Source organism: Noviherbaspirillum sp. FW303-A3, assembly GCF_058788695.1.
The window spans coordinates 2083148-2097157 of record NZ_JBYTAZ010000001.1 but is presented as its reverse complement, the minus strand read 5'-3'; the positions used below and the strand labels follow the sequence as shown (position 1 = coordinate 2097157).

The 14010-nt window shown below is 62.4% G+C and carries 16 protein-coding genes; 11 read left to right on the top strand and 5 right to left on the bottom strand.

What is annotated here, in order from left to right; all coding sequences use genetic code 11:
- Positions 1–17: 17 nt before the first annotated feature.
- Complete coding sequence (locus AC3WOY_RS10300) at positions 18–1076, top strand: septal ring lytic transglycosylase RlpA family protein (RefSeq protein WP_492423371.1); 1059 nt, start codon at positions 18–20, stop codon at positions 1074–1076.
- On the opposite strand, the gene rsmI is transcribed toward AC3WOY_RS10300, so the two are convergent.
- Complete coding sequence (rsmI, locus tag AC3WOY_RS10295) at positions 1073–1981, bottom strand: 16S rRNA (cytidine(1402)-2'-O)-methyltransferase (protein ID WP_492423369.1); 909 nt, start codon at positions 1979–1981, stop codon at positions 1073–1075. The genes AC3WOY_RS10300 and rsmI overlap by 4 nt on opposite strands.
- Positions 1982–1992: 11 nt before the next feature.
- On the opposite strand from rsmI, the gene AC3WOY_RS10290 reads away from it, so the two are divergent.
- The 8 genes from AC3WOY_RS10290 (at position 1993) to AC3WOY_RS10255 (ending at position 8552) form a co-directional block, all read left to right on the top strand.
- Positions 1993–3153 (top strand): penicillin-binding protein activator, encoded by a 1161-nt coding sequence (locus AC3WOY_RS10290; RefSeq protein WP_492423367.1) that lies wholly within the window; start codon positions 1993–1995, stop codon positions 3151–3153.
- Positions 3153–3527: a YraN family protein gene (locus AC3WOY_RS10285; RefSeq protein WP_492423365.1), complete on the top strand. Its 375-nt coding sequence runs from the start codon at positions 3153–3155 to the stop codon at positions 3525–3527. Before AC3WOY_RS10290 ends, AC3WOY_RS10285 begins: the two co-directional genes overlap by 1 nt.
- Positions 3528–3609: 82 nt before the next feature.
- Positions 3610–4203 carry a phosphoheptose isomerase gene (locus AC3WOY_RS10280; RefSeq protein ID WP_492423363.1) on the top strand — a complete coding sequence of 198 codons (594 nt, stop codon included), beginning with the start codon at positions 3610–3612 and terminating at the stop codon, positions 4201–4203.
- Positions 4200–4841: a BON domain-containing protein gene (locus AC3WOY_RS10275; RefSeq protein WP_492423361.1), complete on the top strand. Its 642-nt coding sequence runs from the start codon at positions 4200–4202 to the stop codon at positions 4839–4841. Before AC3WOY_RS10280 ends, AC3WOY_RS10275 begins: the two co-directional genes overlap by 4 nt.
- A gap of 78 nt (positions 4842–4919) precedes the next feature.
- A complete protein-coding gene (locus AC3WOY_RS10270) occupies positions 4920–5510 on the top strand; it encodes a LemA family protein (RefSeq protein WP_492423359.1) in 591 nt (196 codons plus the stop codon).
- Between the two features lie 120 nt (positions 5511–5630).
- Positions 5631–7559, top strand: a complete 1929-nt coding sequence (locus tag AC3WOY_RS10265) for a M48 family metallopeptidase (protein WP_492423357.1) — start codon at positions 5631–5633, stop codon at positions 7557–7559.
- On the top strand, positions 7552–7971 hold the full coding sequence (locus AC3WOY_RS10260; protein ID WP_492423355.1) for a DsrE family protein: 420 nt from the start codon (positions 7552–7554) through the stop codon (positions 7969–7971). Before AC3WOY_RS10265 ends, AC3WOY_RS10260 begins: the two co-directional genes overlap by 8 nt.
- 53 nt (positions 7972–8024) lie before the next feature.
- Entirely contained in the window at positions 8025–8552 is a 528-nt protein-coding gene (locus tag AC3WOY_RS10255) for a peroxiredoxin family protein (RefSeq protein WP_492423353.1), read from the top strand.
- 47 nt (positions 8553–8599) lie between these two features.
- Here AC3WOY_RS10255 and AC3WOY_RS10250 read toward each other — a convergent pair whose 3' ends face one another.
- From AC3WOY_RS10250 to AC3WOY_RS10235, 4 genes are all read right to left on the bottom strand, one after another.
- Positions 8600–9238, bottom strand: a complete 639-nt coding sequence (locus AC3WOY_RS10250) for a phosphatase PAP2 family protein (protein ID WP_492423351.1) — start codon at positions 9236–9238, stop codon at positions 8600–8602.
- A gap of 154 nt (positions 9239–9392) precedes the next feature.
- Positions 9393–10367: a lipoyl synthase gene (lipA, locus tag AC3WOY_RS10245; protein ID WP_492423349.1), complete on the bottom strand. Its 975-nt coding sequence runs from the start codon at positions 10365–10367 to the stop codon at positions 9393–9395.
- A 45-nt stretch (positions 10368–10412) separates the two neighbouring features.
- Entirely contained in the window at positions 10413–11051 is a 639-nt protein-coding gene (gene lipB / locus AC3WOY_RS10240) for a lipoyl(octanoyl) transferase LipB (RefSeq protein WP_492423347.1), read from the bottom strand.
- Positions 11052–11897 carry a helix-turn-helix domain-containing protein gene (locus AC3WOY_RS10235; RefSeq protein ID WP_492423345.1) on the bottom strand — a complete coding sequence of 282 codons (846 nt, stop codon included), beginning with the start codon at positions 11895–11897 and terminating at the stop codon, positions 11052–11054. It abuts the gene before it with no gap.
- A gap of 288 nt (positions 11898–12185) precedes the next feature.
- Between AC3WOY_RS10235 and AC3WOY_RS10230 the strand changes: the two genes are divergently transcribed.
- Both AC3WOY_RS10230 and AC3WOY_RS10225 read left to right on the top strand, forming a co-directional pair.
- Complete coding sequence (locus tag AC3WOY_RS10230; RefSeq protein ID WP_492423343.1) at positions 12186–12734, top strand: Rrf2 family transcriptional regulator; 549 nt, start codon at positions 12186–12188, stop codon at positions 12732–12734.
- A 47-nt stretch (positions 12735–12781) separates the two neighbouring features.
- Entirely contained in the window at positions 12782–13933 is a 1152-nt protein-coding gene (locus AC3WOY_RS10225) for a branched-chain amino acid ABC transporter substrate-binding protein (protein ID WP_492423341.1), read from the top strand.
- Positions 13934–14010 lie beyond the last annotated feature (77 nt).

Sequence of the window (14010 nt, the reverse complement as noted above, 5' to 3'; positions counted from 1 at the left end):
TCAAGAAGGACAACGAGATGTCACAGCACGTATTTCGCGGCTGCCCCCGCCTTGCCTGTCAATTGATGGCGCTCGTGCCGCTGGCCCTCGCCGGTTGCAGCAGCGTCCCGCTCGGCGAGCCGTCCACTGACCCTTCTCCCGCTCGCCCGGCTGCCCAGGCGAAGGCGCCGTCCAGCCTCCCGGCCTTGCCGCCGGCCGGTTCCGGCCGTGGCGGTTATTACCAGGATGATGGCCCCGGCGACGCACCGCCGGAAGGCCTGATGGACGTCCCGGATGCCGAACCCCGCGTCGAACCCTATGCCAACCGCGGCAACAAGCCTTACACCGTGTTCGGCAAGACCTACACGCCGACGCTGGATGAGCGGCCGTTCAAGCAGCGTGGCGTGGGAAGCTGGTACGGCAGGAAATTCCACGGACAGAAGACCTCATCGGGCGAACCTTACGACATGTACAAGATGACGGCCGCCCATCCGACCCTGCCGATTCCGTCGTATGCGCGGGTGACGAATCTGTCGAACGGCAAGCAGGTTGTCGTGCGGGTGAACGACCGCGGTCCGTTCCATTCCGGACGCATCATCGACCTGTCGTATACGGCTGCCCTCAAGCTCGGCTATCTCGGCAAGGGCAGCAGCGAACTGGAAGTCGAGCGCATCCTGCCCGAGGAAATCGCGCGCATGGGGAAGGGAGAAAAACAGGTGCGTATCGACAGTCCCGCCCCGGTACAGGAGACGGTGGCTGTCGTTGCCATGCCCGTCAACCTCGGCGGACCCGAAGCGCCGCGCATGCTGGAGCAAGCGATGGCCGCCGCGCCCGTTGTCGTTGCTTCTCCGCAGGCGGCATCTGCGCAGGGCTTCTACCTGCAACTTGGTGCCTATTCCCAGGCTGCGAATGCCGAGGCTGCACGCACCCGCCTCATGAGCGGCCAGGCACTCCCCCTGCCTCCGCTGGAAGTAGTGGAATACAACAAGTTCTTCCGCGTCTACAGCGGGCCGTTTGCCACCCGTGCGGAAGCCGATGCCGCGGCCAGGCAACTGCAGGACGGCGGCATGGCCAAGCCGATGATCGTGCAGCGTTAACGCTCGCCTTTCATCTGCAATGCGCGTTCGTACAGCGCATTCTTCTTTTTGCCGGTGATCTGTGCCGCGAGCGAAGCGGCCTGCTTCACCGGGCATTCTTCCAGCAGGATCGCCAGGATACGCTCCGCTTCGGCATCGTTCTCGTCCGATGCGGGAGGCGCACCTTCGACCAGGATGACGAACTCGCCCTTTTGCCGGTTCGCATCGGCATCCAGCCAGGCGCGGGCGTCGCCCAGGCGGCAGCGATGGATTTCTTCGAACAGCTTCGTCAGCTCTCTGGCGAACACCACCTGCCGCTCCGCTTCCAATGTGGCGCAAAGCGCATCCACCATATCGACGATGCGATGCGGCGCTTCGTAGAACACCAGCGTCGCAGCGACATTCTTCAATTCCAGCAAGGCTGCTTCGCGCTGCTTCGACTTGGCCGGAAGAAACCCGGCGAACAGGAAGCGGTCGCCCAGCAGGCCGCTCGCGGAGAGTGCGCTTACGGCTGCCGATGCGCCCGGCAGGGGCATGACCCGCAAGCCGGCCGAACGGACCGCGTCCACGATGCGCGCGCCCGGATCGGACACCGCGGGCGTGCCGGCGTCGGAGACCAGAGCGATGCGCTGCCCCGACTGCAGGCGCGCGATCAGCTTGTCCGCCGCTTCACGCTCGTTGTGTTCATGCGCGGCAAGCAATTCCTTGTGCAACCCGTAACGATGCAGGAGCTGGGCGGTATTCCGTGTATCCTCGCAGGCCACCGCATCGACCATTGCGAGCGCGTTGACCGCACGCAATGTGATATCCCCCGCGTTTCCGATGGGGGTGGCCACCACATATAATGTGGACGGCGGATAAACCTGATGCGCCACGTCCTGCATGATGAGATCGAGGGACGGGGCGCTGGACGTTGAGTGTGGCATGAGGAGATGTGATGTCGGGCCAATGGGCAAAACTGATGGTACTGGGCGTGGTGCTGAGCGGATTGTGCCTGCCTGCGCGGGCAAACACAACCGGCGCCGACAGCGGCGTCGTCACGTCGCCGGTGGACCTGTCGACAACCGAAAAGACGGTGAGCATCGCCTTGCTGCTGCCCCTGCGCTCGGAAATCCTGCGCGTGCCGTCCGAGGTCTTGCGTGCCGGCTTCCAGGCCGCGTATGAGCGCGAGCGCGGCGGCATTACCATCAACATCGTCGAGACCGGCGATTCCGCGCAGGACATCGTCTCCGGTTACAAGGCCGCCAGCGCGCTGAACGACGTTGTCGTGGGGCCGCTGTCGCGTACCGGTGTCACTGCGGTTGTCCAGAGCGACGCAGTGGTCAAGCCGACCATTGCATTGACCCCGCCGGACCCGGCGGAGAACGGCGAGATCAAGTTGCCGCAACAGATGCTGGTCATCGGCCTGTCCATCGAGGAAGAGGCGCGGCAGGTCGCCGAGTGGGCGCTGCATGACATGAAAAAGGGCAAGGCACTGGTGCTGTACACGCAGGCCGCCTGGCAGCGCCGGGCAGCGAAGGCCTTCGAGACGCACTGGCAGCAACGCGGGCGCGAAGTGGAAGCGATCGAAGTCCCGGCCAACGACGGCTTCCTCAACGGGCGGAATCTCCTGCAGTTGAAGAAACAGGTGGAAACCGACAAGCCGGCAATGTTCTTCCTCGCGCTGGATGCCCGTCAGGCGCGGCAGTTCCGCGCCGTCATGGGCAAGGACATCGCCCTGTACGGCACCTCGCAGCTCAACCCGACCGCCCTCACGGATCGCGCGGCCGTCGAACGGATTGCCGAGATGGACGGCACGCGTCTGCTCGACATTCCCTGGCAACTGCAGCCCGACCATCCGGCTGTCATGACCTATCCGCGCCTGGTCGTGGAAGCCGATCAGAAACGCAATGCCGATCATGAACGCCTGTATGCGCTGGGTATCGATGCCTATCGCATCGCACGCGAGATCGCCGAGCGCCAAACCAGTTTCGAGATCGATGGCGTGACCGGCAAGCTCAAGGTGCGCATCGACCGGGGACAGGCGCGTTTCGAACGCGTGACCCAGCAAGCCGTCTACCGCGAGGGCAGCGTCGTCGGTGTAGGCGAAGCGCGCTGATGGGCGTGTTCGATGCCATTGCCGGCAGGCGCACGGCCAAACAGCTGGAAGGCGATGCCGGCGAGGAACAGGCGCTGCGCTTTCTCCAGGAACACGGCCTGAAACTGGTCGAACGCAATTTCCGCTGCAAGGGCGGCGAGATCGATCTCGTCATGCAGGACGGGCGCGGCCTGGTGTTCGTCGAAGTCCGCAAACGCGCGGGCAACGGGTACGGTGGCGCGGCTGCCAGCGTCACCGCGCGCAAGCAGGCCCGGCTGGTGATCGCCGCCCAGACCTTCCTGCAACGCTACAAGATGCCACCGCCGTGCCGTTTCGATGTCATAGCCATCGACGGCGCCGCCATGGAATGGCTGAAAAACGCCATCGAAACCTGATGGCTTTCAAGCAATATTTCCTTACGGCTTTTTATTTCCCCACGGCGTGCCTGTGGCGCGCCTGCACTATAATCCCCACACTATGACAAACCATCGCATCCAGGCGCACTTCCAGGAAAGTGCCGAACTGAAAATCAAGTCCGCCGCGCTGCTTGCCGATCCGATTGCACAGGCCGTGGAACTTATGTTTACCGCTTTGTCTAATGGCAACAAGATCCTTGCCTGCGGGAATGGCGGATCGGCTGCCGACTGCCAGCACTTCGCGGCGGAACTGGTCGGGCGTTTCGAACGCGAACGCCTGCCGCTTCCGGCGCTGGCGCTGACGACCGACACCTCGATCCTCACTGCGGTCGGCAACGACTACAGCTTCCAGGAAGTGTTCTCGAAGCAGGTGCAGGCATTCGGGCAGGCAGGCGACATCCTGCTGGCGCTGTCGACATCGGGCAACTCGTCCAATGTCCTGGCGGCAGTGGATGCCGCGCTCGAACGCGACATGCGCATCGTCGCATTGACCGGCAAGGGCGGCGGTGCGATCGGCAAGCGGCTGACCGATGCCGATGTGCACATTTGCGTTCCGCACGACCGCACCGCAAGGATCCAGGAAGTGCATTTGTTGACCATACATTGTTTGTGCGACGGCATCGACGTCGCGTTATTTGGGGAGGAAGCTGAATGAAACCATGGACGCGCTTGAAACGTCCTCTGATGGTTGCGGTCCTGTGCGGCACCGCAATCACGTCGCTGCAGGGCTGCGTCGAGATGGCGGTCGGTTCCGCCGTCGTCGGCACGCTGGCTGCAACCGATCGCCGTACCTTCGGTGCGCAGACCGAAGACAAGGCCATCCTGTTCAAGGGCGAAACACGCGTGCCGAACGTTGTCGGCAATGCAGGGCATGTGAACGTCACCAGCTTCAACCGCAAGGTGCTGCTTACCGGCGAAGTGCGCGACGAGGCGATGAAGGCCGCGGTCGAACGTGAAGTGGCCAACATCGAAGGCGTGCAATCCATCGTCAACGACCTCGAAATCGCACCGGTCTCCAGCTTCGGTGCGCGTTCCAACGACTCGCTGATCACCGGCAAAGTGAAGGCAGCGTTCGTCGACGCCAAGGACCTGTATGCGAACTCGATCAAGGTCGTCACCGAGCGCGGCACGGTCTACCTGATGGGGCGCATGACGCAACGCGAAGGCCAGCTCGCGGCCGACGTGGCGCGCGGCGTCAACGGCGTGAAGAAGGTCGTCAAGGTCTTCGAATACATTTCCGAGGAAGACCTGCGCCAGATGACGCGCACGTCGGACGACCCGAACAAAAAGTGATTTCCGGGTAATGCCGGATGCTATAGTAGGCCGCAAATCGATTTGTATTTGCGGCCTTTTTTCTTTTCAGGGGGAAGCATGACCGGGTTGATCGTCTTGATTGCCGTTGTCCTCGTGGTCCTGTTCTGGGGCGTGGGTGCGTACAACAGGCTGGTCAGCCTGCAGAACCAGGTCAAGAACGCGTTCTCGCAGATCGATGTGCAGTTGAAGCGCCGCTACGACCTGATCCCGAACCTCGTGGAAACGGCCAAGGGCTACATGAAGCACGAGCGCGAAACACTGGAAGCCGTGATCGCCGCGCGCAACCAGGCCGTCAACGCCAATGCAAAGGCCGCCGCCGATCCCTCCGATACCGGCGCCATGCGCCAGATGGCTTCAGCCGAAGGCATGCTGTCGGCGACGCTCGGCAAGATGTTCGCACTGTCCGAATCCTATCCCGAGCTCAAGGCCAACGAAAACATGATGCAGCTCACCGAAGAGCTGACCAGCACCGAAAACCGCATCGCTTTCGCGCGGCAGGCCTACAACGACGGCGTCATGCAGTACAACACCTCGCGCGAGCAATTCCCCGGCTCCATCATCGCGGGCATGTTCGCGTTCAAGGAGGCGGAGATGTTGCAGTCGACGGAGTCGCCGGAAGAGCGCAAGCCGGTAAAGGTGACGTTCTGATCCGATGCGCGAGCGCATCCGTTCTCATCCTCCCCTTCAAGGGGAGGACCGAGGTGGGGATGGGTTTCGGTTGCGCTCCATGAAAGGACTTCACATCGTTGCCCAACAGGCGCCGGCGCCATGAATTTCTTCCAGCACCAGGAACACGCGCGCCGCCAGTCGCGCACGCTGGTCATCCTTTTCGCGCTGGCCGTGATCGCGATCGTCATTGCGGTAAACCTGGCCACCGCGCTCGTGTGGAGCTGGACGACCACCGGCTATGTCCTTGGCATGCAAGACTATCCGCGCGGCTTCTTCGCCACCAACACAGCAATCACACTGGCGTTGATCGCGAGTGGCACGCTGATCGAGATGTTCAACCTGCGCGACGGCGGCGACGCGGTCGCAAGGATGGCGGGAGGGCGGCCCGTCCTGCCATCGACGACGGACCGGCAGGAGCGCCGCCTGCTCAACGTGGTCGAGGAAATGGCCATTGCCTCCGGCATCGCCTGTCCCCGCGTCTACCTGCTCGACAAGGAGACGTCGATCAACGCCTTCGCCGCCGGATACAACCCGGATGAAGCCGTCGTCGCGGTAACGCAGGGCACCCTCGCACACCTCAGCCGCGACGAGCTGCAAGGCGTGATCGCGCACGAGTTCAGTCATATCCTCAACGGCGACATGCGCCTGAACATCCGGCTGATCGGCTTGCTGTTCGGCATCCAGATGATCGCGGGCTTCGGTCAACACCTGATCGACTTCGGTTCGCATTCCTGGAGCGCGCGCGACCGCAGCGAGAAGGGGCCCTCCCTGCGGCTGGCTCTGTTCCTGACGGGGCTGGCCCTGCTGGTCATCGGCTATATCGGCGTCTTCTTCGGTCGCCTGATCAAGGCGGCCGTGTCGCGGCAACGCGAATTCCTCGCCGATGCGAGCGCGGTGCAGTTCACGCGCAACGCCGACGGCATCGGCGGGGCATTGCGCAAGATCGGCGGCCTGGACAGGACAACCGGCCTTGGCACGCGCATCGAACATCCGAATGCCGAGCAGTTGTCGCATCTCTTTCTTGGCGCGCCCAGGTCGAGCCTCGTCGCCGGATTGCTCGCCACGCATCCGTCCATCGAGGAGCGGCTGTTGCGCATTTACGGCAGGCCGGTCGAACCGCTGGATGCGGCGCCGGAGCAGGATGCGTATGCAGAAGCATCTCCTGCATTGCCGGACATTCCCTACGTCGCTGCGGGTTTTGCGCCGGAGCCCGGCCACTGGGCCATGAAGGCGGATGAGTGTGCGTACCACGCATTGCCTCCAGACATCGACCATGCATTGCGCGATCCACAGGGAGCCGTTGCACTCGTCCATGCGCTTCTCGTGGATGCCGCGCAGGAACGGGACGGGCAGCGCGCACTGCTGGAACGTGCGGGAATCCCGGATGCGGAATTCGTGCTGTTCCTTTCCGCTGCAGCGGGGAAGTTGCCGAAAAGCGCGCGCCTGCCCTTGCTCGATCTCGCGATGCCGATGCTGAAACAATTGGGGCAGCAGGAGCGCGATGCCTTGCTGCAATCGACGGACAGGCTGATCGCGGCCGACAGCAAGCTGACGCTGGCCGAATTCGTGCTGCAGACGGTGCTGGCCCGTCGCCTCGGCGCGCATGCAGGGAGGGCGATCCCGGTGCGTTACGCTGGCTTGGCGGCACTGAGGGAGGAGTGCCTCCTCCTGTTGTCCCTCGTCGCCCATGTCGCAGCCGCTTTTTCCAGTGCGGACGCGCAAGCATTGTTCGCGCGGGGAGCGGCCATGGCAGGCTTGCCGCCGGGTAATCCGACCCCTGTCTCGGAAATCAATTACGATGGCGTACGCGCCGCGTTGAACAAGGCCCATCAGATAGCGCCGCTGACCAAGCCTGTCCTGGTAAAGGCATTGCTCGGCGCGACGGGCGACAGGCGGCCCATGCCTGCGGAAACGGCCGACCTGATGCGCGCCATCTGCGCGGCGCTGGAAGTGCCCGCGCCCGCAGCAGTGGCCGCCACGTATACCGACTTTCACTGGAACGATCCGTCCGAACAACTCTATGCGTAGAACCATCCTCAAATTTCTTGCCGCAATGATGCTTGCCGGCCCCGTCATGGCGGCCGATCCGGTCAAGGTCGTTTATCACATGACCGAAGGGCTCGACCAGGCGTCGCGCGCGATGGGCAATATTCGCAACCATCTGCGCGCGGACCCCGACACGAAGATCGTCGTTGTTGCCAACGGCGACGGCATCAAGTTCCTGCTTGCCGGAGCGCGGGAACGCAACGGCAAGCCATTCGATACCGCCGTCACCGCGCTGGTGTCGCAAGGTGTTGAATTCCGTCTGTGCAGCAATACGCTGACGGCGCACGACGTGCCTGTGTCGTTGGTGTTACCCGAAGTGAAGCTCGTGCAATCCGGTGTTGCCGAAGTTGCACGCCTGCAAGCTCGCGAAGGCTTCGCTTACCTGCGGCCCTGACCTGCGCCGCATATAATGGCGGGAGAAACAGGCACCGCACGTAATCAGCAACCATGCAACCCGACATCCTCTCCTCCTCCGGAAAACGCACCCTGCTCAAGGCGCTTGCCGCGCTCGCAGTCGCCGCCGCCGGCACGTTCGGTTACGTCACGCTGTCGGCCACGAAGCCGGCGCCGGACGTGACATTTGCCAGCATCACGGGCGAACAGGTGAGCCTGCAGAGCCTGCGCGGCAAGGTGGTCATGGTCAACTTCTGGGCCACCAGTTGCACGACCTGCATCAAGGAAATGCCGGCCATGGTGCAGACCTACAACAAGTACAAGGACAAGGGACTGGACTTCGTTGCCGTCGCGATGAGCTACGACCCGCCGAACTATGTGCTCAATTATGCGCAGACGCGCAACCTGCCCTTCAAGGTCGTGCTCGACGTGCAGGGCGAGGTCGCGAAATCCTTCGACGACGTGAAGCTCACGCCGACCACGTATGTGATCGACAAGGAAGGAAAGATCATCAAACGCTATGTCGGCGAACCCGACTTTGCCGCCCTGCATCAGCTGCTTGAGAAGGCGCTGTCTGCCTGATATTGACCGGGGAAATGAAAAAGCGCCAGTGAGGCGCTTTTTTTCGTTCAGTATGCTTCCGGCGGCCGGCGCTTCTCAGCTCTCCAGTCCGCCCTCGGATACGGATGGTCATGGCCGGAGAAATACAGGGTCAGTTCGGTCAGCCATTGCTGCGTCGGCGCCGGATGCACGTAGGGGGCGGGAAGAAGGGCCAGCAGGCTCAGCGCGATGCGCAGCGGCTTGAATACATGCTTGCTGAGCGAGGTGTGCGCGATGTGAATGAAGGGCAGGCTGATGGCCGCGCCGAGCAGGAGGCCAGCCACGACTTCCGATACCGAATGCGTATGCAGCACGACGCGCGACACACCGATCATTGCGGCGCACGCAAAGCCGAGTACGACACCTCCCGCACGCACGATGAAGCGCGTGCGCTGCAGTATCAGGTAGAGCAGTACAGGCAGTACGGCTGCGGCGCGCATGGCATGGCCGCTGAAACCCGCGAAATCGATTGCGCGGATGCCGATGCCCCAGCCGATGAATGCCATCTTGGTCGCAATGACAATACCCATGCCGGCGGCAAACAGGATGCTCCACCAGAAGGCAAGGCGCTTTTCATCTTCAATGAAAAGCCATGCCGCAATCGCGGCTGCGGCAAGCGACGTGATGGTGACGTCGCCGTAAGTCGTGATATCCGTCCAGTCGATCATAGCTGTTGATATGGCACGATGCCCCGGAATAAGTTCATGCGGATTTGTAACCGGGATTGTCGACCGGCTGCGGCAGTCGCTCCTTTACTTTTCTCAAGGCGGCGGAGCGACTGTGGCGGGGATGGGACGGGGAGGGGAGAAGTCCTGTGCCGGATCAAGCGACGCCGGCACCGTGCGCCTGCTGGTCGGCATGGTAGGAGCTGCGCACCATCGCGCCGACGGCGGCATGGGCGAAGCCCATCTTGTACGCTTCATCCTCGAACATCTTGAAGGTGTCCGGATGTACATACCTGCGCACCGGCAGGTGATCGCCGGATGGCATCAGGTACTGGCCGATGGTCAGCATCGTCACGCCGTGCTCGCGCAGGTCGCGCATCACTTGCAGGATCTCTTCATCGGTCTCGCCCAGTCCGACCATCAGGCCGGACTTCGTCGGCACCTCGGGATGCAGTTCCTTGAAGCGTTTGAGCAGGCTCAAGGAGTACGCATAGTCGGAACCGGGGCGCGCTTCCTTGTACAGGCGCGGCACGGTTTCGAGGTTGTGGTTCATCACGTCGGGAGGCGCCGCCTTCAGGATTTCCAGCGCGCGATCCATGCGGCCGCGGAAGTCGGGAGTCAGGATTTCAATGCGCGTATTCGGCGACTGTTCGCGTACCTTGCGGATGCATTCGGCAAAGTGGCCGGCGCCGCCGTCGCGCAGGTCGTCGCGGTCGACCGAAGTGATCACGACGTAGGAGAGGCGCATCGCGCCGATCGTTCGTGCCAGGTTTTCCGGTTCGTTCACGTCCAGCGGGTCCGGGCGGCCGTGGCCGACGTCGCAGAACGGGCAGCGGCGGGTGCACTTGTCGCCCATGATCATGAAGGTCGCCGTGCCTTTGCCGAAGCATTCGCCGATGTTCGGGCAGCTTGCTTCCTCGCATACCGTGACCAGTTTGTTGGAGCGCAGGATGTCCTTGATCTCGTAGAAGCGCGTCGTCGGCGAGCCTGCCTTCACGCGGATCCAGTCCGGCTTGGCCAGTTTTTCCGCCGGCACGATCTTGATCGGGATGCGGGCCGTCTTGCCGGCGCCTTTCTGCTTGTCGCTGGGATTGTAGGCGGGAGTGGCGGCAGGGTCTTTTTCAGTGGTCATGGTGGTCGTTTCCGCGCCGGCAGCTTCTGCCGGCGAAAGGCGCAATCACGCCGTTAGTAATTCGGTCAGGTTGTTGGCCAGGGCCAGTTGCACGTCGCGCAGTGGCGCTTCCACGCCGACGGTTTTCATGTCCACCGTCGCCATGCCTGCATAGCCGCAGGGATTGATCCGGGAGAACGGGGCGAGGTCCATCGCGACATTCAGCGATACGCCGTGGTAGGTGCAGCCGCTGCCGCGGATCTTGAGGCCGAGGGCGGCGATCTTCGCGCCTTTCCAGGCGCCGCCGCTCATGTAGATCCCCGGCGCGCCGGGTTTGCGCTCGCCTTCGAGATTATAAGCCTGCAAGGTGTTTATGACCGACTGTTCGATTTTATTCACGAATTCGCGGGCATACAGGCGCGCGCCGGGCTTGCGGCGCAGGTCCATGAGCAAATAGATAACGACCTGGCCGGGGCCGTGGTAGGTCACTTCACCCCCGCGGTCGGTCTGGACGACGGGGGTGCCGTGGGCGTCCAGTACGTGCGACGGGTCGGCGCCCAGTCCGAGGGTGAACACCGGCGGATGTTCGACGATCCAGAGCTGGTCTTCAGACTCGACGGTGCGCGCGTCGGTATAGGCGCGCATCGCGGCGAAGCTGGCGTCGTACGGCTCGAAGCCGCGGTCGATGATGGCAATTGGATGCATTTACAGGGGAATCGTATAGAAGTGGTTCTGGTCCTTGTGCGGCGAGTTGTCGATGACCTTGAGGATGGTCGGGTCGATTTCGCCGTCCTTCGGGTCGAACAGGCCGCACAGGCGCATTGCCCGGCGCACGTCGATGTCCTTGCCGAGGAATTCAAACACCACGCGCGCGCAGGCAATGGAACGCTGGTTGCTCGACGAAACGCCGAGCATCAGCCCAGACAGGCGCGCCACCTTGTTCTTGTAGGTGGGGAAGAGCACCGTCTGCGCGATTTCATTGCCGGTGAGCGATTCGTAGTCCACCAGGAAGATGCGGTCGTTCAGGTAGAAGGTGCCGCCCACGTACTTGCACTTGTAGGTCTCGTCGAGGTTGGCATGCTGCGGGAATCGCTCCAGCCGCTCATGGTACACCGCGCTCTCGTGCTGGAAGATGTGGACGAGTCCGCGCAGCACTTTTCCCGGCGCGCTCATCGAGTGGTAGTACTCGTAGTAGTAGCCGAGGTACTTGTCGAACTTGCCGGTGGTCTGGTGCTGCAGGCGGGCGATGTGGTCGGTGAAGACCGCGCGTTCGACGCGCTGTTTCGGCCGCACCTGCACGATCTGGTGGAAGTGTTCGCGCGGCAGGTAGATTTCCGACGGCTCCACGCCGAAGAAGTCGCAGATGCGCTCCAGCGTGTGACTGGATGGCTTGCTGGTGCCGTTCAGGTAGCGGTTGAACTGGGCGCGGTTCAGGTTGAGCTTGCGGCAGACATCCGCTACCGAGCGGTAATAGCTGCACAGCATGCGCAGGTTGGCGGAGAACTCCCGTTGTGCGGGATGGATCTTGCCCGTGTCGATCGATAACGACATGGCTATCCTTTTCCTTTTGTTAATGGATTGATGCTGGTTGACGCTATTTTAGCATCAACCAGCATCAAGTCGCGTCACTTAGCGAAATGGTATTCGTCGGGGAATGTCCCTAAAGTTGCGTTCCAAGTTGGTGCCGCTTTTTCAATTACAAAATCAACAGGCGGCGCGGCTTGCAGGGACAAGACAATAACAATAAACAGACACCCTACCCGGCAATGACTGCATGAGATGCATCGGCCAAAAACTGACAGCATCAGAAGGCAGCGTGACCTCACAAAGGAGACATTGATGGTTACCGTTGAAGATTGCATCCTCGGCAATAGCGCGTTGCATGACCGCTTTTTCGCCACCACCGAAATCCTCGCACGACTCGTATCCAGCGCCCCGCGCGCCGTCAGCATGGCGCAGCTCGAAGACGCCACCGGCCGCCCCGAAAAGGAGCTGGCGAAGCTGTGCGCCGCACTGTCCCGCGACGGCCTCTTGCGGCAGGAGGCGCAGGCGCAGGACAAATGGGTGCTGACCTGCGACCCCTCGCTCGTCACGCTGGAAGACGTGTTCCGCTGCGTCATGTCCGAGCAGCAAACGCGTTCCCGGAAAGCTGCCGCTGACCGCGCTCCCAACGATGTCGACCTGCTCGTCATGCAGGCCATGATTGCGATTAATCAAAGCGTGTTCAAACAGCTGCGCCAGTTCTCCCTCGACAGGTTGAAGATAAGCGCAGCCGGCATGTTCCCGTCCCCGCGCAGGGCGCTGCGCGACCCCGGCCTGGAAGACGATGTCGACTTTGTGATTTCCGGCCGCGAGGCCAGCTTTTCGCCTGTGCAGGTTCCTGCCTAGGCGCGTTCTGAAGTACCTTCCTCTCGTTAATCCTTAGGAGACAACACATGCAGTTCAAGACAAAAATGATTCCGTTGGCTGGCGCGATTGCATTTGCCTTTGCAGGTGCGGCATCGGCACAGGAACAGGTCGTCAAGATCGGCCACGTCGGCCCGATCTCCGGCGCCATTGCACACCTGGGCAAGGACAATGAAAACGGCGCCCGCATGGCGATCGACGAACTGAACGCCAAGGGCGTGACCATCGGCGGCAAGAAGGTCAAGTTCGAACTGCTGGCCGAAGACGACGGCGCCGATCCGAAGCAAGGAACTGCAGCTGCACAGAAGCTGGTCGACGCCAAGGTCAACGGCGTGATCGGTCACCTGAACTCGGGCACCACCATCCCGGCCTCCAAGATCTACCACGACGCCGGCATCCCGCAGATCTCCCCGTCCGCGACCAACCCGAAGTACACGCAGCAAGGCTTCAAGACGGCCTTCCGCGTGGTGGCCAACGACGGCCAGCTGGGCGGCACGCTGGGCCGTTACGCCGTGCAGATCAACAAGGCCAAGCGCATCGCCGTCATCGACGACCGCACCGCTTACGGCCAGGGCGTGGCTGAAGAATTCATCAAGGGCGTCAAGTCCAAGGGCGGCGGCGCCGAGATCGTGGCGCAGCAGTACACCAACGACAAGGCAACCGACTTCAACGCGATTCTGACCGCCATCAAGGCCAAGAATCCGGACACCGTGTTCTTCGGCGGCATGGACGCTGTGGCCGGCCCGATGCTGCGCCAGATGAAGGCACTGGGCATCAACGCCAAGTTCATGGGCGGCGACGGCATCTGCTCCGAAGGCCTGGCCAACCTGGCAGGCGACGCCATGGGCGACGGCCAGGTGGTATGCGCCGAAGCCGGCGGCGTGGAAGAAGCACAGAAGAAGGGCATGGAAGATTTCCGCGCCGCGTTCAAGAAGAAGTTCAACGCCGATGTGCAGATCTACGCACCGTACGTCTATGACGCCGTGATGGTGATGGTCGAAGCCATGAAGAAGGCCAACTCCGCCGAACCGGCGAAGTACCTGCCGGAACTGGCCAAGATCAGCTACAAGGGCGTGACCGGCAACGTCGCTTTCGATGCCAAGGGCGACATCAAGGACGGCACGCTGACCCTGTACACCTACAAGGGCGGCAAGCGTCAGCAACTGGCTGTGACGAAGTAATCCTCGCTTCGTTTCCGGCGGCGGCATGTGCCGCCGCCGGTTTGCATTCGCGGTGACGGGCGGGCAATCCGCTGGCA

Excerpts from the sequence above, each read along its gene's own strand:
- AC3WOY_RS10285 (WP_492423365.1), top strand. The coding sequence starts at position 3,153 with ATGGGCGTGTTCGATGCCATTGCCGGCAGGCGCACGGCCAAACAGCTG.
- AC3WOY_RS10235 (WP_492423345.1), bottom strand. The coding sequence starts at position 11,897 with ATGTCGTTATCGATCGACACGGGCAAGATCCATCCCGCACAACGGGAG.
- AC3WOY_RS10230 (WP_492423343.1), top strand. The coding sequence starts at position 12,186 with ATGGTTACCGTTGAAGATTGCATCCTCGGCAATAGCGCGTTGCATGAC.
- AC3WOY_RS10275 (WP_492423361.1), top strand. The coding sequence starts at position 4,200 with ATGAAACCATGGACGCGCTTGAAACGTCCTCTGATGGTTGCGGTCCTG.
- AC3WOY_RS10225 (WP_492423341.1), top strand. The coding sequence starts at position 12,782 with ATGCAGTTCAAGACAAAAATGATTCCGTTGGCTGGCGCGATTGCATTT.
- lipB (WP_492423347.1), bottom strand. The coding sequence starts at position 11,051 with ATGCATCCAATTGCCATCATCGACCGCGGCTTCGAGCCGTACGACGCC.
- AC3WOY_RS10280 (WP_492423363.1), top strand. The coding sequence starts at position 3,610 with ATGACAAACCATCGCATCCAGGCGCACTTCCAGGAAAGTGCCGAACTG.
- AC3WOY_RS10300 (WP_492423371.1), top strand. The coding sequence starts at position 18 with ATGTCACAGCACGTATTTCGCGGCTGCCCCCGCCTTGCCTGTCAATTG.
- AC3WOY_RS10260 (WP_492423355.1), top strand. The coding sequence starts at position 7,552 with ATGCGTAGAACCATCCTCAAATTTCTTGCCGCAATGATGCTTGCCGGC.
- AC3WOY_RS10255 (WP_492423353.1), top strand. The coding sequence starts at position 8,025 with ATGCAACCCGACATCCTCTCCTCCTCCGGAAAACGCACCCTGCTCAAG.
- lipA (WP_492423349.1), bottom strand. The coding sequence starts at position 10,367 with ATGACCACTGAAAAAGACCCTGCCGCCACTCCCGCCTACAATCCCAGC.
- AC3WOY_RS10290 (WP_492423367.1), top strand. The coding sequence starts at position 1,993 with ATGTCGGGCCAATGGGCAAAACTGATGGTACTGGGCGTGGTGCTGAGC.
- AC3WOY_RS10265 (WP_492423357.1), top strand. The coding sequence starts at position 5,631 with ATGAATTTCTTCCAGCACCAGGAACACGCGCGCCGCCAGTCGCGCACG.
- AC3WOY_RS10270 (WP_492423359.1), top strand. The coding sequence starts at position 4,920 with ATGACCGGGTTGATCGTCTTGATTGCCGTTGTCCTCGTGGTCCTGTTC.
- AC3WOY_RS10250 (WP_492423351.1), bottom strand. The coding sequence starts at position 9,238 with ATGATCGACTGGACGGATATCACGACTTACGGCGACGTCACCATCACG.
- rsmI (WP_492423369.1), bottom strand. The coding sequence starts at position 1,981 with ATGCCACACTCAACGTCCAGCGCCCCGTCCCTCGATCTCATCATGCAG.